Origin of the sequence: Desmospora activa DSM 45169 (assembly GCF_003046315.1) — a bacterium.
Taxonomy (GTDB): Bacteria; Bacillota; Bacilli; order Thermoactinomycetales; family DSM-45169; genus Desmospora; species Desmospora activa.
Genome location: NZ_PZZP01000001.1, coordinates 1,056,870 through 1,077,826, shown reverse-complemented (window position 1 = coordinate 1,077,826; position 20,957 = coordinate 1,056,870). Strand labels below are relative to the sequence as shown.

Annotated in this window: 14 protein-coding genes and 1 pseudogene; 2 read left to right on the top strand and 13 right to left on the bottom strand. The window is 50.3% G+C overall.

Annotated elements, in window-relative coordinates:
- Positions 1-19: 19 nt before the first annotated feature.
- From C8J48_RS05275 to C8J48_RS05265, 3 genes are all read right to left on the bottom strand, one after another.
- Positions 20-904, bottom strand: coding sequence for an immunity 49 family protein (locus C8J48_RS05275; protein ID WP_107725295.1), 885 nt, complete (start codon positions 902-904; stop codon positions 20-22).
- Between the two features lie 113 nt (positions 905-1,017).
- Positions 1,018-1,575: a hypothetical protein gene (locus C8J48_RS05270; RefSeq protein WP_107725294.1), complete on the bottom strand. Its 558-nt coding sequence runs from the start codon at positions 1,573-1,575 to the stop codon at positions 1,018-1,020.
- Between the two features lie 529 nt (positions 1,576-2,104).
- Entirely contained in the window at positions 2,105-5,425 is a 3,321-nt protein-coding gene (locus tag C8J48_RS05265; RefSeq protein WP_107725293.1) for a vitamin B12-dependent ribonucleotide reductase, read from the bottom strand.
- A 356-nt stretch (positions 5,426-5,781) separates the two neighbouring features.
- Between C8J48_RS05265 and dat the strand changes: the two genes are divergently transcribed.
- Positions 5,782-6,606 (top strand): D-amino-acid transaminase, encoded by an 825-nt coding sequence (dat, locus tag C8J48_RS05260; RefSeq protein ID WP_107725292.1) that lies wholly within the window; start codon positions 5,782-5,784, stop codon positions 6,604-6,606.
- A gap of 68 nt (positions 6,607-6,674) precedes the next feature.
- Here dat and C8J48_RS05255 read toward each other — a convergent pair whose 3' ends face one another.
- The 4 genes from C8J48_RS05255 to nagZ form a co-directional block, all read right to left on the bottom strand.
- The gene (locus C8J48_RS05255; RefSeq protein ID WP_107725291.1) at positions 6,675-8,435 is read right to left on the bottom strand and encodes a hypothetical protein; all 1,761 of its coding nucleotides are present in this window, start codon (positions 8,433-8,435) and stop codon (positions 6,675-6,677) included.
- Positions 8,436-8,869: 434 nt separating this feature from the next.
- On the bottom strand, positions 8,870-9,700 hold the full coding sequence (locus C8J48_RS05250; RefSeq protein WP_107725290.1) for a lipoate--protein ligase family protein: 831 nt from the start codon (positions 9,698-9,700) through the stop codon (positions 8,870-8,872).
- A gap of 108 nt (positions 9,701-9,808) precedes the next feature.
- Positions 9,809-10,783 (bottom strand): NAD-dependent epimerase/dehydratase family protein, encoded by a 975-nt coding sequence (locus C8J48_RS05245; protein ID WP_107725289.1) that lies wholly within the window; start codon positions 10,781-10,783, stop codon positions 9,809-9,811.
- Positions 10,784-11,116: 333 nt separating this feature from the next.
- Positions 11,117-12,835, bottom strand: a complete 1,719-nt coding sequence (nagZ, locus tag C8J48_RS05240; RefSeq protein WP_170105185.1) for a beta-N-acetylhexosaminidase — start codon at positions 12,833-12,835, stop codon at positions 11,117-11,119.
- 200 nt (positions 12,836-13,035) lie between these two features.
- Here nagZ and C8J48_RS05235 point away from each other — a divergent pair, with 200 nt between their 5' ends.
- Positions 13,036-13,938, top strand: a complete 903-nt coding sequence (locus tag C8J48_RS05235) for an AEC family transporter (RefSeq protein ID WP_107725287.1) — start codon at positions 13,036-13,038, stop codon at positions 13,936-13,938.
- Positions 13,939-14,211: 273 nt separating this feature from the next.
- Here C8J48_RS05235 and C8J48_RS05230 read toward each other — a convergent pair whose 3' ends face one another.
- The 6 genes and pseudogenes from C8J48_RS05230 to C8J48_RS05205 form a co-directional block, all read right to left on the bottom strand.
- On the bottom strand, positions 14,212-14,586 hold the full coding sequence (locus C8J48_RS05230; RefSeq protein ID WP_107725286.1) for a DUF779 domain-containing protein: 375 nt from the start codon (positions 14,584-14,586) through the stop codon (positions 14,212-14,214).
- A 17-nt stretch (positions 14,587-14,603) separates the two neighbouring features.
- Positions 14,604-16,136 carry an aldehyde dehydrogenase family protein gene (locus tag C8J48_RS05225; protein WP_107725285.1) on the bottom strand — a complete coding sequence of 511 codons (1,533 nt, stop codon included), beginning with the start codon at positions 16,134-16,136 and terminating at the stop codon, positions 14,604-14,606.
- A gap of 153 nt (positions 16,137-16,289) precedes the next feature.
- On the bottom strand, positions 16,290-16,622 hold the full coding sequence (locus C8J48_RS05220) for an AtuA-related protein (protein ID WP_211316588.1): 333 nt from the start codon (positions 16,620-16,622) through the stop codon (positions 16,290-16,292).
- Positions 16,619-17,935, bottom strand: a complete 1,317-nt coding sequence (locus C8J48_RS05215; protein ID WP_107725283.1) for an acyclic terpene utilization AtuA family protein — start codon at positions 17,933-17,935, stop codon at positions 16,619-16,621. Before C8J48_RS05215 ends, C8J48_RS05220 begins: the two co-directional genes overlap by 4 nt.
- 11 nt (positions 17,936-17,946) lie before the next feature.
- Positions 17,947-19,237, bottom strand: a pseudogene (locus C8J48_RS05210) (CitMHS family transporter).
- 209 nt (positions 19,238-19,446) lie between these two features.
- On the bottom strand, positions 19,447-20,847 hold the full coding sequence (locus C8J48_RS05205; protein WP_107725282.1) for a sigma-54 interaction domain-containing protein: 1,401 nt from the start codon (positions 20,845-20,847) through the stop codon (positions 19,447-19,449).
- Positions 20,848-20,957: the final 110 nt, after the last annotated feature.

The following is a 20,957-nucleotide window of genomic DNA, read 5'->3' as shown; positions in this document are numbered from 1 at the left end:
AGCGAAAAGTTGCTGGGTTTCATTGTCCAGATTGCCTAAGACGATTGTTTTCAACTGCAGATCTCTTAAAACCCTCACCTATAATGAAACGGGCAGGAAGATATTCAGATTCCACAGTGACAGCCATCCCGATGTCGTGTGCAATGGCGGCCATCGCTGTCAGGGGTAATGAGAAATAGCCGTCGGGGTCAGTTGCACGATACTGATCGACCGTCCAAAATTCCCGATGCAGATCGACGGCTTGCGCGAGGGCTTTGTTGAACTCGTCGACGTTGTGTGTGGCGAGGTGGTGCAGCACTTTCATCTGTGGGTAGTAGATCTGCAGTGCGATATTGAGCAGATCCCGGTCGACTTTGTCCGGCGCGGTAGCGGAAAGCGCAGCGTTGAGTTTGGAAAGGGCGGCATCCTCGCGAAGGCAGAAAGAAAGGACGGCTTCGGCCCAACTATAGACGAAGGGTGCATACGTGCCGTCGATCGTGCGAAGCGAGTTCACGGGAAATTTGCAGAGTTCATCGGTGGCAGGTTCGTTCCGGGAAATCAGACAAGCCCACAAGCTTTCCAGCCACACAACGACCTCGTGATCGGACGTAGATCCCGTCGCCTTCAGCGTCATCCGCTCGCGCACCGTGAACTGAAATTCTTCCCCGGAAGGAACTTTGCAGCGGCGAAGAAGGCACTGCCAGCGGCATCGGCAAGAGCAAGCACGTCTTGGGACTCGGCAGACTTCCCCGTCGGATCGAAGGAGCCGGAAACAGGTGCGCAACAGGGCGTTTTGCTGAGTCAATTTCAGCATGCCCGGATAATCAGTAGCTTTAGCGAGGTTCCGCTCTATGGACTTTGCTAGCCTGCCTTCTCGAACCTTTGCGTTCTCCGCATCGGGATCGTGCCGTTTGATCTGGTTCATAAGCGAAGGGCTCCTTTCAAGTCAAGTTTCTTCATCTTTCGGCAAAATCGTAGGCATTGTTATATTCGCTCGGCACGATCGAATTTGTAATATCTAGTAATATCCCTCCAACCTCAGTCCAGGCGAATGTCTTCCGCCCAGGGAGGAAGACACCGTTCTCCCATTTCGCGCAGGATCTCAAGCCGTTCCTTATAAGCGGCCACGTCCGGAGTGATGTCGTTAAACCACTCCGTCACACTCGACCAGGTCCGTGCTGCCTCAGAGCCCTCAACTACCCTCCACACTGGTGGGTCATCAAGTTCGAGGTCCACGCCGTCGATAAACTGGTACTCGTAACTGCCATGGCTCGTAAGGACGAGCATTTCGGCCGCATCCCCGACGCTGTGGTCGAACCTCGCCAGTATGAGTGTGGCGTAGTTCTTCTCCTTGCTGCGAACGCTCTTCGTTCCAAAAGTACTCCCGGCCAGCCACAGTCCGGGTTTGCGACCGATCAGGCGAAGCACTTCGCGAACCGCTGCCGGAACTCGGTGGACGCCCTGATCATGCGCCATTGAGTCGATCTCGCTGTCAGATGAACCAGAGACGGACTCAGGCTTAATTCCGGCATCGATCGCCGCCTGGAAACGGTTACGAATACGATTGGCAACTGCATTTTTGCTGGGGTTAGTCATATAATCCTTCCTTCACTCAGATTGTGGAATTTGACGTGCATATTGGAGAACACCTTCTGCTATGCGGTGATAGCACCTGTATATGAATCGTAGTTCTAAAAGTGTGCCGGGATAGTTTGATTGGTGCGGATGGTAGATCGACAACCGTTCTCAGGTCGAAGAAACCAAGCCACTTCCTCGATCAGCCTTATTCCTTGGAGATGAGCTTTCCGGTTTCGTCCCAATCGTATCTGTACTGTAGGGTACCCTTCCCTTACGGGCCATCAAGATATCCAGCAAAATACGTATATATTGAGACAAGGGTACCATCGAACGCGGTTTCCGTAACTTCTCTGGTAAACGATTCGCCCTGGTACCACAGGCATCCGCTAACGTCCAGCTCGGTATCATCCTCGTCGATACGCATCTCACTCACTCCTCTATAAAAAACACCCCTTTTGTATTCGTAGATCCACAGGGTTTTTCCTGTGTCTTCGAAAAGGGGTGCAGTCCAATCTTTTTATGACAATATCACTATTTAACTAACTTCTCAGGAACAACCAGTGGTTGCGCCGCAATCGAGACAAACGTAACAAGATCCGTTTCGTTTGGTCATACCCCCGCAATCAATACAGAGGGGGGCTCCACTGCTGGCTCGGATCGCCTCCAAGTTATCCTGGGGTGCCTCGTGACCACCCGACATCTCCTGGTAAGCTTGTTCCACTTCGGAATTGGCATGCTCCGGCGCTTTTGCCTGCTCTTCCTCTTGCTGCGCTTGTTCGTTTTCCCGCTTCCAACGATTGGCGTGAAGGCGGAGTTCCTCCTGTTTCGGTGGAACTTGGACAAAATCGGTCCGTCCGAGATATTCCATTCCCAGCAGCCGGAAAACATAGTCCACAACCGAGGTGGCCATTTTGATGTTGGCATGGTTGACTGTTCCCGCCGGTTCAAAGCGGGTAAAGGTCATCGACTTCACATATTTCTCCAAGGGAACCCCGTGCTGCAATCCTAGCGAGACCGCCACAGCAAAGGCATCCACCATCCCCCGCATCGTACTGCCCGCCTTATGCATATCGATAAAAATCTCGCCAAGGGTGCCGTCCTCATACTCACCGGTCCGTACAAAAATCTTATGACCGGCGATCCGAGCTTCCTGTGTGATCCCTTCCCGTTTGCTGGGAAGACGGCGGCGAACGCTGGGAACATGACCGCTGGCGTAAATCTCTTTTAGCTGCGCCGTGGCTGCTACCATATGGGCATCCGCTTTCTCCGCCGGCTTTTCAGCGGCTTCCGTCTCCTCGTCATCCCCTTGATCGTCGCCACGGGCATTGAGGGGTTGTGAACTCTTAGAGCCATCTCGGTATAGAGCCACCGCTTTCAGCCCTAATTGCCACCCTTCATAATAGGCGTGCTCAATATCTTCCACCGTCGATTCATGAGGCATATTGATCGTTTTAGAAATGGCTCCGCTCAAAAACGGCTGCGCTGCCGCCATCATACGCAGGTGGCCCATGTAGTGGATATACCGTTTCCCTCGTTTTCCACAGGGATTGGCGGTGTCAAATACCGGATAATGCTCTTCCTTTAAATGAGGAGCCCCTTCCGTCGTCATCAAACCACAGATCACATCGCCCGCTTCTTCGATCTGGGAACGGGTAAAACCGATCACCCGCAAGAAATTGAAGTTCGGCGCCTGATACTGCTCCGGTGTAAAGCCGAGTCGCTGCAAACACTCCTCACCAAGGGTCCAGCGGTTAAAGGCAAAAGGCAACTCAAACACCGAGGGCAAGCTCTCCTCGATCCGATCCATCTCCTCATCAGTCAGTCCTTTTTGCTTCAGGCTTTCCCGATTGATGTGAGGAGCACCGTCCAAAGTAAGGGTTCCAGTGACATAAGCGAGAATATCGGCGATTTCCTCCGGATTGTAGCCCAAATTTTTGAGAGCGGGCCGGATCGATTGGTTGGCGATTTTAAAGTAGCCGCCACCAGCCAGCTTTTTAAATTTAACCAAGGCAAAATCCGGCTCCACCCCGGTAGTATCACAATCCATCAACAATCCAATCGTGCCGGTAGGCGCCAACAGCGTCGTCTGAGCGTTGCGATACCCGTATCGTTCCCCCAGCTCTAAAGCCTCGTCCCAACTTTGCCGTGCCGCCTCCAGCAGATCCGGTGGGCAATGAGTCGGGTGAATGCCCATCGGTTTAATCATCAAGCCTTCATACTCTTCCGACCGCACATGGTAAGCGGCGCGACGATGGTTGCGAATCACCCGCAACATATGCTCCCGATTGGTGGGAAACGCCTTAAATACACCCAACTCCTTCGCCATTTCCGCTGAGGCGGCATAAGCGGTACCCGTCATAATCGCCGTCACCGCCCCTGTCACTGCCAATGCCCGCTCTGAATCGTAAGGAATACCGGAGACCATCAGCACGGTGCCGATATTGGCATACCCCAGCCCTAAGGTACGATACTCATACGAGAGCTGCGCAATCTCCTTGGAAGGATACTGCGCCATCAACACGGAGATTTCCAGCACAATCGTCCATAGACGAGAGGCATGTTTCAACGCGGGAATATCAAAACGGCTCTTGTCCGCATCAAAAAACTTGATCAGATTGAGGGAGGCCAGATTGCAGGCGGTATTGTCCAGGAACATATATTCGCTACACGGATTAGACGCGTTGATACGGTTGTGGCGCGCGCCAAACTGCCCATCTATTCCCGCAGGAGAGGTATGCCACTCGTTGATAGTGCCGTCGTATTGCAAGCCAGGATCAGCGCACTCCCATGCCGCTGAGCTGATCTGACGCCATAGCTCACGGGCAGGTATCGTTTTGGCTGTTTTGCCGTCGGTCCGTCGTTTTAAATCCCATCCACCGTCAGCGTCCAACACCTTAAAAAATTGATTGGGTGCGCGCACGGAATTATTGGAGTTTTGACCGGAGATCGTCTCATAAGCCTCACCATTGAAGGAAGGATCATAGCCCGCCGCAATCAAGGCGCGCACTTTCTTTTCCTCTTGCGATTTCCAGTTGATAAACTCTTCCACATCGGGATGGTCCAGATCCAATGTTACCATCTTGGCTGCACGGCGGGTCGTACCACCGGATTTAATCGCTCCCGCCGCCCGATCCCCGATTTTGAGAAAGGACAACAGACCGGAGGAGGTCCCGCCACCGGAAAGGGGTTCCCCTTTGCCGCGGATATTGGAAAAATTGGTGCCAGTGCCGCTGCCGTATTTAAATAGACGCGCTTCCCGCACCCATAAATCCATAATGCCGTTTTCGTTGACCAGATCATCCTCCACCGATTGAATAAAACAAGCATGGGGCTGAGGACGGCTATAGGCGTCTTTTCCTTTTTTTAACTCTTCGGTTTTTGAATCGACATAGTAATGCCCCTGAGGCTTACCGGTAATGCCATAGGCATAAGCCAATCCCGTATTAAACCACTGCGGGGAATTGGGGGCCGCCATCTGGTGCAGCAACATATAAACCAACTCATCATAAAAGGCTTGTCCATCTTCCGGGGTATCGAAATATCCCGCCTGCTCCCCCCATTCCCGCCAACAGCCCGCTAAGCGATGAATCACTTGCTTCGCACTTCGTTCCGGGCCGGTGATAGGATTACCCGCTTCATCAAACAGCGGTTGGCCATTCTCGTCAAATTGCGGAACACCTGCTTTGCGAAAATACTTAGAAATCATGATATCCGCCGCCACTTGCGACCAGTTTTCCGGTATCTCTGCTCCCGTCATCTCAAAGACAACCGTTCCATCGGGATTGGTAATGCGACAATCCCGTCTCACATACGTCACCGACTCAAAGGGATCTTGACCTTTTTGCGTAAAATAACGCTCGATTTTCAATCCTTACTCCCCCTCATGCCCCGTTGTTATTGCGATTAAACGGTGATGGACATTCTATTGGATGCATCATTAATCACAACATGTAGGTTCCAATATATTATACCACTACCATATATGGAATAAAATTTGAATTTTATCGAACGGGACCGATCCGGGCCGCCTGGGGAAATACGGAGCAATTCTGCCAGTCACACAACCTTTTTCCGGACTTGCTTTTAAGGCTTGTCTGGTAATCCAGTTAAAAACATGGAAAGACCCTGTGAAGGTCCGATTGGGAATTAGGCAATTTCAACTTGCCAAGTGAAAGAGAATGCGTCACAATTGGATCAATCCTATTAGTGGGAGGCAACGTTGAAATGATCTTGTTTCATGACCAACTGACAAAGCGGGAAAACGCCCAAGTCGACATTGAAGACCGGGGCTACCAATTTGGTGACGGTATCTATGAAGTTATCCGGGTTTACAATGGGAAAGCCTTTCGCCTGCAAGACCACCTCGATCGCTTTCAACGAAGCGCCGATGAAATCAGCTTACAACTTCCTTACAATTTAGAACGCTTAAGTCAATTGCTGCAGGAGTTGGTGCAGACGAATCAACTAGCCGACGGTACCGTCTACCTGCAAACCAGTAGGGGGGTCGCTCCCCGCTCACACCCGTTTCCAGAAGAGAGCCACTCTGTCATCGTCGCATACACAGTGGAAGCGGAACGTCCCCTCAACCATCTACAAAACGGAATACGTACCATGACACAACCGGATATTCGATGGTTGCGTTGCGATATTAAAAGCCTTAATCTGCTGGGTGCCGTCCTTGCAAAGCAAAAAGCAAAAGAACATGGCTGCCAGGAATCCATCCTGCACCGGGATGAAACGGTAACAGAGGGTAGCTCCACCAATGTCTTTCTGGCTAAGGATGGACAACTATTTACACATCCCGCCAATAACTTGATTCTTCACGGAATCACCCGCCAAGTCGTACTGGAGTTGGCAGCAGACATGGGCATCCCTGTAAAGGAAGAAGCATTTACCTTACAAGATCTGCACAGGGCGGATGAGGTATTTATCACCAGTACCACCATGGAGATCACTCCTGTTATCGAGATTGACGGCACACCTGTAGGGGACAGCACGCCAGGGAATCTCGTGCGCCGCTTGCAAGCCGCTTTTGAGCATCAGATTTAGCTCATCACACAATCTCCATCCAAACAAAAATCCCTGTCCATAATGACAGGGATTTTTGTTATTTTTTATTACTTATCGATCAATCGAATCCACGATTGGTTTTCGATAATGATGTTGTCGATTTTAACCGGGGATTCAACATTTGTTCCCAATGAGACAATTTTGGATCCCTGTTCCACGATAATCCCAAATTCCTCGGAACCGCTCACAATCGAGATCCTGGTCTCCTCATCGGGTACCCAGCTGGGACCAAAGTATTGGATGTCCAGCTTTTCCGTTTCATATCCCGTTTTCTCCAATTCCATCTGACCGTTTTTCATCCAGATAAATTGATAAGAGGTACCATCGACAGCGTCCAATCGCATCCGAATCGGATCATCGTCAAATCCCTTGGGGCGTGTTAATACAAACGAATCGATGTTCTTTTCCAGATGGATCCGGGTATCACCTGCTAAATCAATTTGACCTTTGCGCAGAATCCCGGTTCCCTGTTGCAACATCCAAGGTTGTTTCTCCATCCACCCGGAGATCGCTTCTTGCTTCTCTTCCACCTTGGCCACACTGGGATTTTTAAATGCAGTCCCTTTACTTCCTTCAACAACGACATTAAATGTGGAAGGTGTCGGCACAGGACCGACCGATACCCACTTTTCTTCTGTTTTCTGATCGGTCACCGCAACACGGAAGGAATCTTCGGGAACATACAGGATCTCTACCCCATACTCCTTCTTGGGATCAATCGAAAACTCATCCCCGGAATTGGCCAACTCTTTCGTTTCACCATTGATATACTGGAATAAAATGAGTTGCCCTTTGTCATCCACCTCAAGGCCAAAATCAGATTCAAGGTCTTGCGAGGACACATAAAACTTGAACGGATTCGCTTCGTTTTGTACCAGTTCTCCCTGAACGAGAAAGGGTCCTTCCAACGATGGAGGCAACTTCTCCGGAAGCGATTGTAGCCGTTGAAATACGACATCCTTAAACAAAACCGTATTACCGGGCTTATCCAGTTCCTCCTGTATCTTCTGCTCATGTTCTGCTTGAGCTGGGGTATTGGTGAACTGGTTACCCACAATAATACCGGTAATCACCACAGCCGCCACAACGCCGGAGTAGACGATGACTCGCGTATTGCCGCGCTTATCGGTGGCCATTTTTTTCTGTTGTTTAGGAAGAACGGTCTTTTCAGCGGCGTCTAGTACATCTTGCATCGAATTTTCGGGGTCCATTGCCATAATAACCAGTTTTTTCAGTGCATCAGGTAGCTCACGAATACTTCGATCCCCTTCAGGATTTTCCGGTCGACTCTCCATCCGGAACCCATTCAACAAAAAATGGAGCAGATAGCGCCATTTTTCATCCGCTTGCCGTTTGGTAAACTTTTCAAAACTAATAAAAAGAACATATGGACGATTGCCTTCAATAATGATATTACGGGAATCAAGAGTCGTATATAAAGGAATGGGAAGCTCCGACAAATTGATGGCCGTACGGAGCAAACGACGGTAAACGGTTAAAGCTTGACTGGGTTCCATACCACGCCGTGGTTGCACAAGGAGGGATAAAGGCTCTCCTCCCATCGGAGGGTGAACCAGCACAATTCGCTCTTTTTCTTCCATCACATCTAAAATCGGAGCCAAGTGCTCATTCTCCAGGTTGGTCAAGATCTCCTTAGCACCCGGCGGTAGCGGTTTGCTTAGGGTAATCTCCTGAAGAAAGACCCGTGCGCCATCCGGTGACTTGGCGGACACCAGCTGTCCGGAGAAAAACGTCAGAACGTCCTCCACCTGGTACCGCTCATAATACCGGCCTTTCCTCATACTCATGTAGCTTTCCTCCTAACCAAAAGCTGCGACGAATCAAGTAGCATTACATATCCATCATCCCTATTAAAAGAGAGAAGTTGGCATCTTTATCCTGACCACACCAACTTCATTATGACACAGACCGCGATTTTTCGACAATGCCTTCTCAGCAAAAAGATAAATTCTTCCCCATGTCCCTCATCCCTTTTACCTACAGGAAAACAGTGGATAGTGATGTTATTCGCCCCGTTATTCTAATTCCATCAGCAAATCGATAAAAGAAAAATAAAAATCAATGAAAGAAACCATGTTCCCAATATCTCTTTGAATAAATGCCATTTTCTATTGAATACGATTTTGTTTCCCTTCATTCCTGCTAAAGACTAAAATTTTATTCCACAACAAATCACCCCCAATGAAAACAGTATCGGAGGTGATAGCCTTTTCAAGAAGCACTATTTTTTCAGATTCCATTCCTCTCGGCCGTAGCGGGATGCCGCCAATTGGTGGGCCAAATCCAACTCACGCGCACTTAACTCCCCAGGTATGAGTTGGATGTTCATACCCTTGGCAAACCCGGTTGTAAATGCATCCACCGCTTTTTCGTATGTAACCGGATCAGGCCGTAACTGGTTAATGGCGACCGCTTTCTGCAAAAATCCTCTTTTCATCCGTTCCCTGACCCGATCAGAAGGAAATTGAAGCACATCAAACAGTAAATCGACATCCAGATCCAACAAAATGGAACCGTGCTGTAAAATCACGCCTTTTTGACGGGTTTGAGCACTTCCCGCCACTTTTCTCCCTTCCACTACCAATTCATAGTTGGAAGGAGAATCAAAACAAGCAGCCGAACCCATGGAGGCGTATTTGACTTTTTCCTCTTCACTCTCCAGCGGAACCATCTCTGCTTGCATTTTCAACTCCCGGAAGCCCTCCAATAATCCCGCACTGATCACGCGATAAGATTCCGTCACAGAGGTAGGCATTCCCGGATAGCTCTCCGATACGATCACACTATAAGTAACCTCTTGATCGTGTAGTACTGCTCTGCCACCCGTCGCACGGCGCACAAAGCCTAACCCACGTGCGGCGACACGTTCCAACGCCACCTCCCGGCGGGCTCTCTGAAAATAACCGATGGAGAGTGTCGGTGGATTCCAGCCGTAAAATCGAACCGTCGGCGGCACAACCCCCTCGCTATGAGCAATCAATATCGCTTCGTCCACCGCCATATTCCAAGCACTATCGCTCATCCCTGTATGGATGCATCGCCATGTTGTCATTTTTTCACCCACTTGTCCGCCTATCACATTGAAAAAGATACTCGTATCTTTTCAGCATTCGCGGATGAGAAATTAAACTACCACCTTTGTCATAATAGCATAATCATTTTAGCGAGGGCGAGCTTGTTTATCGTTATCACCGGTTTGTGCCAGAGCCCAAGATAGCGTCTCCTGCAACGGACGTGCTTGCCATCCCCACTGCTGTTTGGCCTCGGTTGCATCATAATAGGCATAACGATTGGTCAGCGTGGCTAAATCCCAGGCCAAGGCAGCATCCCGTCCATTTATCCACGAGGCCATCTCTGCAACGATCGCAACCAAGCGGGCATAGGAGCGGGAAAGCGGCCGGACATTGACCTCCCCTCCAGCCAGATGTTGGATCTGTTGAAAGACATCCACCAACGGAAGATTGGTACCGGCCAAAATCGTCCGCGTACCAGGCTTCCCTTTTTCCATCGCCAACAGATGTCCCTCAACTACATCGCGCACATCGACCAAATTTACGCCTCCCGCCGGTGCCAACCGCAATCGTCCCTGTGCCACCCGAGATAAAAAAGAAGGGGAGCGCGGCCCTACAATCACCGACGGATTGACACATAATCCGGGAAATCCTGCATCCGCTTCTCGCAAAACTTCTTCTTCCGCTTTTCGTTTGGCGATGGCGTATCCAATATTCAACCGATCACCATTAAAGGGAGCATACTCATCCAACGGTGTCCCATCATCAGAAAAACCCACCGCCGCCGCAGAGCTGGTTAGGATGAACCGAGCCACCTCTGCCCGTTTTGCCTCTGCGATCAGATGGCGCGTTCCCACTAGATGTCCTTCCAACATGCGGCGACGCAGCCGCCGACCCCAGGCCACCTCACCTGCTAAATGAAACACAACCTCATGTCCGCGGGCACATCCTTGTATACTGTCGGCATCCTTGACATCTCCTCGAATGGTTTGTACATCCTTGGGCAGATGATGCAGCCGCTTCTCGGAACGATACAATACAGTTACCTGATGTCCTCGTTCCACTAATGCATGTACCAAATGACGCCCTAAAAAACCCGTCCCTCCCGTTACCAACACGCGCATACGCTCACCCCTTTATATCTTTGCGAGCGAGAAAACCTAGCTTTCGATATCAAGCGTCAGACGAGGGAGGGATGTTTATTCCCCCTATCATCACATCAAGTTCATCCGATCCGATCATCTTTCCAAAAGCGCTTGCAGACATCGACCGTTTGCTCAAATCGATGATTATGGTCTTTTTTCTCCATCTTAAGCCACACGGGATAATCGTGCCTTCCTCTCTCCTCTCCGTTCTATTGAAGTTGGCACACACTCATCATAAACGATTGAACCATGTCTTTCATCTCAAATCAAAACAACCCGAATCATTGATCCGGGTTGTTATCTCGTTTATTTTTAATATTTTAATCCATGCCCATAGGGATAGCGATCGGGAATGGTAACCGGCAGTTTCCCCTGGGGATGATTGGTGCCAAATATCGTCTCCACCGCCGCTTGCAACGAGACCGAGCGATAGCCGTAGGTGGTTAAATAGGCGTCTACATCGGGAAAGTCGCGAATGTCATAGGGATTGCGAAAAGCGATCACCACCAGCGGCTTTTCCAGCTTCTCCAATTCCTGTACGAGCTTTTGCTGTTGGGGATACAAATGGGAGGAATGGGTTCCCACCACCAATCGATCGCTTTTTTCCGCCAGCTGTATGGCCTGTTGGATCTCTGCATCCGTTGGGTTAACGCCTTGAAGTCGCTGCTCTTCCATATTGGTATGATATGGCTCTACAAACTCCCGCAGCGAAAACGGACTGATTACCCCTAAACGCTCCGACGAATCCAACTGCAAAGGAAGTAGCCCTTCTTCATTTTTAACCAACGTGATGGAGCGTCGGGCCAACTCAAGCGCTTGCTCTTGATGTTCCGGCGTTCCCACCCGCTGGGGAACCTGCCCAACATCAACATAGCGATCGTGGAAAAGTCCGTATTTTTTCTTTGCTTTTAGGATGCGTGTCACTGATTCATCAATCCGTTTTTCCGAAATATCGCCGCTTTTTACCGCATCACCGATCGAATCCATCACTCCGATCTGTTCCTCGATCGATATCGCCGGCGTTAACAAGACAATATCCACCCCGGCATCCACCGCTTTTACCGCCGCTTCTTCCACACCGCCAAAGTAATCAGCCACCCCTTCCATATCCATGGCATCGGTGATGATCAAACCCTTGTACTTCATCTCCCCCCGCAACAGATCGGTTAAGATCGGCTTAGACAATGTCGCCGGCAGATCAGGCGTATCATCCAAGGCGGGAACGTGAATATGAGCAGTCATAATCGCATCGGTGCCCGCTTTTATCGCATGGCGAAAGGGGACAAATTCAACTTGTTCCAACTCTTCGCGGCTTTTTTCAATCACCGGCAAACCCAGATGGGAGTCGACATCGGTATCACCATGGCCTGGAAAATGTTTCGCTGTCGCCACCACTCCGTTTTTCTGATACCCGCGAATCGCTTGCTCTCCAAATTGGGATACCAATGCTGGATCTTCCGCAAACGAACGTACTCCGATCACTGGATTGGACGGATTCACATTGACATCCACTACAGGCGCCAGATTCATATTGATACCGACAGCCCTTAGCTCCTCCGCCGTCAGAGCTGCTGCTTCCTCCGCCCCGGATTGCTCCCGGCTGGCGGCCAACGCCATATTTCCAGGCAACTCCGTCGCTCCTGTGGTCATGCGGGCCACCACTCCCCCCTCCTGATCCGTGGAGATCAAAAGCGGCAGCCCCAGCCGGGTATCCTCAGCCAATTCTTGCAAACCGTTATTGAGACGGGCCGTCTGTTCTGGAGTAACCACATTATCCGAATAGGCGAACAGAATCACATTGCCCGCATGGGTATCCTGTATTAAACGGCGAATCTCCTCTGTCGGTTCTGAACCGTAAAAGCCGACCATCGTCATCTGTCCAATCTTTTCTTCCAACGTCATCGACTGAACCAATTTGGAAATAGACACCCCTTTGCCTGCATTTCCTTCCACCTGTACCGGATTCCACAGAAGAGTAAGCATTAAGCCGATGGACAACAGAATGGCAACCGTCCGTCGTACTCCAACCATACAATTCCCTCCTCGCAGCTTACAATGGATTAAATATTGAGATTTCTGTTTTCTATCCATTTTTCTACGAAAACAGCCCGTTTCCTGCCGTGCCGCTCCCTTCCCTTTATTTTTTCATCAAGCGATCGATTCTCCATTCTCCTCTCACCTTGACAGAAGGTGGATAATAAAAGAGACCTATTTTTGAAAGGAGCAGGACCGTGGAGTTCCTTGGCATTTTACTTCCCATTTTTTTGATCTTTGGCATCGGCTATATCGGACAGAAGACCATCGGCTTCGATGTACGCAACCTGTCCACCATGGCGCTCTATCTGTTGTCACCGGTGCTGGTATTCCGCACGTTTTACGGAATCGAATTACAATGGACCCACCTGTATATGTTCCTCTACTGCATGGGGCTTTTCCTTTCCCTGGTACTTCTGACGACACTGATCGGTCGGGCAAAAGGGTATAACACCCCCGAAACCTGCGGGATGATCTTGGCCTCTGTCTTTATGAACGGCGGCAACTACGGCGTTCCCTTGGTTTTGTTTGTATTTGGGAATGAAGGGTTGGATTATGCCGTCTTCTTGATGGTGGTGCAAGCCCTGTTGATGAGTACAATGGGTGTGTACTACGCTGCCAAAGGCAGTCCTGAAGGAGGTGGAGTCCGTTCCGCTCTTACCGCCGTCCGCCGGGTTCCTGTCGCTTACGGGGTATTGGTCGGTCTCGCTTTCACCTGGTTGGGCGTCCCCTTATCGGAACCAATTCTACAGGCAGTAGACTTGGTCGCAAACGCCACCATCCCCATCATTATGATTGTGCTGGGAATGCAATTGGCTCAGATCTCGATTCGCAAATTAAAGTTGGAAAAGCTCTCCTATTCCCTTTCGCTCAAGATGCTGGTCTCTCCCGCAATCGCATTGGTCATTACCCTCCTGCTGCCGGTAGAGCCCATGTTAAAGCAGATTATGATTTTGATCGCCGCCATGCCCACCGCAGCCAACACCACCCTGTTGGCATTGCAATTTCAGACGGATGCGGATTTTGTCTCCAGCGCCACCCTGATCAGTACCAGCCTTAGTGTGATTACCCTTCCCCTGTTGATGTTTTGGTTGGTTTGACAACAGACCAGTCTTGCAGCAGAGGAATCCTCCTCCGTCTGGTACATGCTTTCATCCCTATAGTTGAAAAATAAGCTGGCTTGCCACTGAACGGACCTGTGGTTTATTCCGTTCACAAAGATATCATCCATACGAGTAGTTGATCAGATAATCACTTTATTTACAAAAGAGCGCCAGCATCCAACTACACATTGGATGCTGGCTTACTCATTTGTCCTGGTTACGTACTGTTTCAGTAGAGTCAAGCGATGCTCTTTAACCCAATTTTCACTCCTACCCCGTTTCTACCGTCTCCAACCATTCCCGCTCCTGGGATGTAAAGGGGCGTGAGCGCAGCAGAAAGCGGACTCCCAACGGGATCTCCAGGGAAAAGGATGCCCCCCTACCCGGTGTGATATCCACCGTCAGCTGGGTATGTTTCCAATACTCATACTGGGAGCGAGAGATATAAAAGGGGCATCCATGGATTTCTCCCAACAGCAAATCACTGCTGCCGATACGAAACTCCCCCTTGCGATAGCACATCGGTGAAGAGCCGTCGCAACACCCTCCGCTTTGGTGAAACATCAACTCCCCATGCTCCCGTCGCAACGTATCAATCACGCCCCTCGCCTCATCCGTGACGAGAACGCGCGGCACCGGTTTCATCGGATCCCTCCTACGGGTTAAAACAATCCCACCGGATTTTTATCATAGGAAATAAACAGATTTTTCGTCTGTTGGTAATGGTCCAGCATCATTTTATGAGTTTCGCGCCCAATACCGGACAGCTTATATCCGCCAAAGGCAGCATGGGCGGGATATTGATGGTAGCAATTGACCCACACCCGCCCTGCCTCAATCTGGCGGGCAATGGTATACGCCTGATGCATATCGCGGGTCCACAGTCCCGCTCCCAACCCGTAGAGGGTATCATTGGCGATTTCCACCAACTCCGCTTCATCCTTAAAGGAAGTGACGGAAACAACAGGGCCAAAGATCTCCTCCTGGAATACCCGCATGCGGTTGTGTCCTTCAAAAATCGTCGGCTTTACATAAAAACCGTTCTCATAATCCGGGTTAGCATACGCTTCGCCGCCGATTAACACCTTGGCTCCCTCTTGCTTGCCGATATCGATATAACTCATGATTTTCTCAAATTGATCCTGGGAGGCTTGTGCGCCCATCATCGTTTCCGGATGGAGGGGGTCACCCAGCTTAATTTTTTCTACCCGCTGCAGTACCGTTGCCATAAAATCGTCATAAATAGACTCCTGAATTAAGGCGCGGGAAGGACAGGTACAAACTTCCCCTTGGTTGAGGGCAAACATCGTAAACCCTTCCAACGCTTTCTCTACAAACGCATCCCGCTCCCGCCACACGCTTTCGGTAAAGATATTGGGGGATTTTCCGCCCAGCTCCAATGTGACCGGCTTAATGTTTTCAGAAGCAAACTGCATAATCAGCCGCCCAGTGGTGGTTTCCCCGGTAAAGGCGATTTTACCCACATCGGGATGCGTAGCCAACGGTTGCCCCGCCTCCGGACCAAAGCCGTTGACGACGTTAAACACACCCGGTGGCAGCAAATCAGCCACCAACTCCGCAAACAAGAGAATCGTCGCCGGTGTCTGTTCCGCCGGCTTCAACACAACACAATTTCCGGCAGCCAAAGCGGGAGCCAACTTCCATGCCGCCATCAACAAAGGGAAATTCCATGGGATAATCTGCCCCACCACACCGATCGGTTCCTTGATATGCATAGAAACCGTTTGAGCGTCAATCTCAGACACGCCGCCTTCTTCCCCACGAATCACCCCGGCAAAATAGCGAAAATGATCGATCGCCAAGGGCAAATCAGCAGCCAAGGCTTCTCGAATCGGTTTCCCGTTGTCCCAGGTTTCAGACAACGCCAGCCTCTCTTGATTCTCCTCGAGGCGATCCGCGATCTGAAGCAAAATCCGGCTTCGTTCCGCTACCGATGTCCGTTCCCAGGCTTCTCGCGCTTGATGCGCTTTTTTTACCGCCAGATCGATATCTTCCTTCTTGGAACGCGCCACTTGCATGAACACCTGACCATCGATAGGGGAGGGATTGTCAAAATACTCGCCGTTGACCGGCGCCACCCACTCACCTCCGATAAAATTGTCATAGCGGTCGTGGTATTGAACCAAACTCCCAGCTGTGTTCGGTTTTTTATAGGCCGACAAAGCGACACTCATGACGAACATTCCTCCTTCATGGATTAAATCGATCGGGAACGGATCGCGATCGCCCCCTTATACATATTCACTTCAAGAAAGCGCATTCCTTCCCATCAAAGGAACAATATAGGTTTCCGAAAAAGGAGAAATCGTCATGTGAAGCTTTAGCGACTACTCTAACCGACCAGCAGGAGCTTCAATCTCCATTTCCAACAATGCACTGCTTAAGCTTTTTCCATGGGGATCCAGTGCCAACGAAGTCGTTACCCCACCGGCCAAACTCTCGGTACAGACAAAGTTAAAAGCTTTAATCAAAGGCAACTCATACCGAACCACTTGCCCGTTGACAATCTCACACAAATGTTTTTTAACCCGCTCCGAAGTGACTTCCCGCTGCAACCACTCATAATCTTCTTCCTGATAGGGAATGAGCGACAAATTAACGCTGTCCCCTTTATCGCCGGCCCGACTGTGGGCAATTTCATATAATTTGACCTTCCTCATGGCCGCCACTCCTTGAATTGAATATCGACATTCACTTTGGTTCGCGGTATCAGCGTAGAAACGACTCCAATCATTTCCGATTCATATTTTCGCGCCCCTCCACCGCCAAAGGGACCATTGGTATAGAGAGCTTCCACCTCCTGGCCGATGCGGGCGGCACTCTCCCGCTCCCGACACAAAGCAGCCGCGCGCACACGCACCTCATAGGGTCGCTGCTCACCCCATTGGGTGCGATGTAAGGCGGAACAGCCGATTAAATCCACTTGTAAGCGAGGATATTCCGCTTGCAATCGTTCCAGCAGGATCGCTTTTGCCAGTTGAGCCCGCTCCACCGCGGTTGAACCGGCATAAGAAATCTCCCCTTCTCCCAAATATCCGGCATGGTAACCGAGGGACACCTTCAACTGTTCCGGCCTTCCCGTTCCTCTCCCACCCTTTACTCTGACATGGTTCGGTTTGACCTCTTCCAGTTCTACCTTGGATAGATCGGCAATCACATCGGGGGTGATATATTCCGTCGGATCTCCAATCTCATATAAAAGCTGTTCTTTCACCGTATGCAGGTTGACCACTCCGCCTGTCTCGTTTGGCTTGGTGATGGTCGCCGTTCCGTCTTCCTCGATGAGAGCAAAGGGAAAACCGAGATGAGCCATTCCAGGGACCGCTTTTCTACCCGGTTCCGCATAATACCCACCGGTAATTTGACCGGCACATTCCAACAGATGGCCCACAATCGCACCCTGAGCCAAACGATCCACATCATCCAACGCCCAGCCGTAATGATGCACCATCGGCGCCAAAAAGAGTGAAGGATCCGCCACTCGGCCAGTCACAATGATGTCCGCATCGCTTTTTAACGCTGGGAGCAAAGCATCCACTCCTAGATAGGCGTTGGCGGAAATCAGCGGTTGATAATCGACAATCCGCTTCCCGTTTTCCAGGATGGAATCGTGTGGATCGACCTGTTCCAACACATCATCGCCACTGACAGCGGCCACTTTGCACGGAATTTGGAGCGCTTGTGCAATCGCCAGTATCTTGGCGGCCGCACCATGGGGATTAGCCGCTCCCATATTGGTGATCAAGCGAACCTTTTTTTGTTTTAACAGCGGGAGCAAGGCGGTGATCCGCTTTTCCAATAAGGGATCATAGCCCCAGTCGCAATTTTGCCGCTTCATTTTTTGGGCGATGGCAATTGTGCGCTCCGACAAGCATTCCAATACCAGATAGTCCAATTGCGTCAGCTTGAGCAACTCCTGTGCCGGTTCAATCCGATCGCCGGAAAACCCCGCACCCACTCCAATCCGTAACATCCCATCACCTCTTATATCGAAATTGCACCTGTGATCCATGCCACTACCGTCATCACGATGGTCGTCAGAAACGCCCATTTAAAGATAAACTTCTGATGATCACCCAACTCCACTCCCGCCAATCCAATCAGTAAAAACGTAGCAGCAGTCAACGGACTGAGGGGGAAACCCTGTCGTCATTTGTCCCAGAATGGCTGCACGGGCCACCTCAACGGATTCAATCCCATATACGCCCGCTGTTTGCGCCAACACCGGCAACACGCCGAAATAGTACGCATCTGGGGTAAAGATTAAACTGAGCGGCATACTTGTAACCGCAACCAATAACGCCATCCATCCGCCGGTCTGTTGCGGCACGACAGCTACCAGTGATTGTGCCATCGCATCGATCATCCCAGTACCGGATAAAATCCCGGAAAATATCCCTGCGGCGAAAATGATGGAAACCACCGTCACCATGCCTGTGGCTTGGGCGCGCAGTCGCGCTTGTTGTTCTTTGGGATCGGGATAGTTGACCAGCAAGGCGACGGCCAGCGCCACCATGAAAATAATCGGCAACGGCAGCCATGCTTTTACCAGTGCAACCACCGTTACAATGGTCAGAACCAGGTTAAGCCAAAATAGCTTTGGCCGTCGGCTGGCCATTTCCTCAGCGGATAATTCTTGCTTAAAGTCATACTCAAAATCATGAATACCGACACGTTTCCGTTCCCGCTTTCCGATCAGATACGAGACAAACAGAATCCAACCGATCCCTGCCACCATCGCCGGAATGAGCGGTGTAAAAATCGCATTCACTTCCAGACCGAGAGAACTGGCTGCTCGTACCGTTGGTCCTCCCCATGGAATCATGTTCATCGTTCCGGCCCCTAACGCCACCATACCCGCCAAAACCAAACGACTCATCCCGACTCGGTCATATAGCGGCAACAGAGCCGGGATCGTAATCAGAAAGGTGGAAGCGCCGGAACCGTCCAAATGTGTTAACATCGCGATGACAACGGTACCCATCACAATCTTTAACGGATCGCCTTGAACCATTTTTAAGATGCGGGTGATCAAGGGATCGAATAATCCCGCCTGGTTCATAATTCCAAAGAACAAAATGGCAAACCCGAGCATCACCCCTGTCGGTGCCACTTCCTCAATCCCCGCCAACGCCATCGGACCGATCTCCACACCAAAGCCGCCGATAAGTGCAAACAGAAACGGGACAAGAATTAAAGCTACAATCACCGATACGCGTTTGCTCAAAATCAGATATAAGAAAACGGCAATCGTCAAAAAACCGAGTAGAGCCAAAGAGCTTCGCCTCCTTTTCACCTTGAGATACCGATCACGGTTAACAGAGAGCAAATTTGATGCCAAAAATAAAAGCCCCAAAACTGGGCTTTTTTCAAACAGAAGAGGGAATTGTTTTTTAAACCTTTAGAAATGGGCAGCGATGAAACAGGCAAATAGCCTTTGTGTTGTAAGCGCTTTCTAAATGAGTAGAACGAGTTTCTAACCCATTAGAAATCGCCCTTCATCTTGTAATAGGATAGCTTGTTATACAAAGTGGCCAATGAAATCCCCAGCCTTTTGGCGGCTTCTTTTTTACCCTTCCCATCATATCCGGTCTCCTGTAATACAGTAACGATCGCCTGATATTCCGCTTGTTCCACAATCGTTTTCAAATGACGATCAGCGGAGGGGGCGGGATTGGCAAATACCTGTCGCCTCAACGTTTCCGGTAAATCTGCGCTGGTAATGGTTTCACCATCGGCGATATTGAGCGCATAATCGATGGTGTTTTTTAGCTCCCGAATATTGCCCGGCCAATCATACTGATGCAACATCACCATCGCTTCTGGATCGATCGTAAAATGTGCTTGTCGCGGTCGCTGTCGAATCAGGGATGAGACAATGGCCGCAAGGTCTTGTTTTCGTTGGCGCAAGGGTGGAATGGATAAGTGCACCACATTTAAACGGTAATATAGATCATCGCGGAAGCGCTTTTTCTCCACCATCGCTTGCAGATCTTTATTGGTGGCGGCAATCACTCTTACATCGATTTCCCGCTCTTCCAACCCACCGACGCGACGGATTCGCCCTTCCTGTAACACACGTAACAGCTTTGCCTGCAGATCCTGCGTCATATCCCCGATTTCATCTAAAAAGAGCGTCCCGGTGTGGGCCAATTCAAACAGTCCCATTTTTCCACCGTGCTTAGAATGGGTAAACGCCCCCTCTTCATAGCCAAACAGTTCGCTTTCCAATAAATGAAGCGGGATCGCGGCACAGTTGACCGCTACAAACGGCGCATTTTTGCGGTGGCTGCTCTGATGAATCGCTTGTGCAAACAGCTCTTTGCCTGTACCGCTCTCCCCTGTAATCAAGACGTTTAACGCCGATGTAGCGATCTTTCGGGCTTGTTGGATCACTTTCTTTAGCCCTCCCTCGGCACCCACGATATCCGGGAAGGTATAGTTGGCACGATGCAGATGACCAACCGCTTTCTCCAGCTGTGCCACTCTTTTTTTACTGAGGGAAAGCTCCTTGGTCAAAGCATGCACTTCCGATACGCTTTTACAAACTGAGACCGCTCCAATCACTCGATCCCTATGAATAATGGGTGCCATATCGACGACATACTCCTTTTTTCCTTCTTTGCGATAAATGCCGCTTCGATATTTTCCGTCCGTTAACGTCAAGGGAAGCTGTGCGCCCGGCCTTATCTCCTGTAAAGGCTTGCCGATGATCGCCTGTTTGGACACTCCCGTGATAACGGTATACTCCTGATTAATATGTTGAACGATGCCATTTGCATCAATAACCAGAATGCCGTCGTGAATCGCGTCAATAATCCCTTCCAACCACTGGATGTAATCATGCAAGGAAAAATGCTGGCTGTTGGGAAGGGGAAAAGACATATCAATTCCTCCAATCCTTCGGTCTTTATGATCTTTCGATTGATTCGCCGTGATTGCGCACTCTTCCTGTTTGCATAATAAAAACCCCCTTTTGGATAAAAGGGGGCTGT

What these genes read in the sequence shown, in the direction of transcription:
- C8J48_RS05275 (WP_107725295.1), bottom strand. Translation starts at nt 904, where the DNA reads ATGAACCAGATCAAACGGCACGATCCCGATGCGGAGAACGCAAAGGTT.
- C8J48_RS05270 (WP_107725294.1), bottom strand. Translation starts at nt 1,575, where the DNA reads ATGACTAACCCCAGCAAAAATGCAGTTGCCAATCGTATTCGTAACCGT.
- dat (WP_107725292.1), top strand. Translation starts at nt 5,782, where the DNA reads ATGATCTTGTTTCATGACCAACTGACAAAGCGGGAAAACGCCCAAGTC.
- C8J48_RS05255 (WP_107725291.1), bottom strand. Translation starts at nt 8,435, where the DNA reads ATGAGTATGAGGAAAGGCCGGTATTATGAGCGGTACCAGGTGGAGGAC.
- C8J48_RS05250 (WP_107725290.1), bottom strand. Translation starts at nt 9,700, where the DNA reads ATGACAACATGGCGATGCATCCATACAGGGATGAGCGATAGTGCTTGG.
- C8J48_RS05245 (WP_107725289.1), bottom strand. Translation starts at nt 10,783, where the DNA reads ATGCGCGTGTTGGTAACGGGAGGGACGGGTTTTTTAGGGCGTCATTTG.
- nagZ (WP_170105185.1), bottom strand. Translation starts at nt 12,835, where the DNA reads ATGGTTGGAGTACGACGGACGGTTGCCATTCTGTTGTCCATCGGCTTA.
- C8J48_RS05230 (WP_107725286.1), bottom strand. Translation starts at nt 14,586, where the DNA reads ATGAAACCGGTGCCGCGCGTTCTCGTCACGGATGAGGCGAGGGGCGTG.
- C8J48_RS05225 (WP_107725285.1), bottom strand. Translation starts at nt 16,136, where the DNA reads ATGAGTGTCGCTTTGTCGGCCTATAAAAAACCGAACACAGCTGGGAGT.
- C8J48_RS05220 (WP_211316588.1), bottom strand. Translation starts at nt 16,622, where the DNA reads ATGAGGAAGGTCAAATTATATGAAATTGCCCACAGTCGGGCCGGCGAT.
- C8J48_RS05215 (WP_107725283.1), bottom strand. Translation starts at nt 17,935, where the DNA reads ATGTTACGGATTGGAGTGGGTGCGGGGTTTTCCGGCGATCGGATTGAA.
- C8J48_RS05205 (WP_107725282.1), bottom strand. Translation starts at nt 20,847, where the DNA reads ATGTCTTTTCCCCTTCCCAACAGCCAGCATTTTTCCTTGCATGATTAC.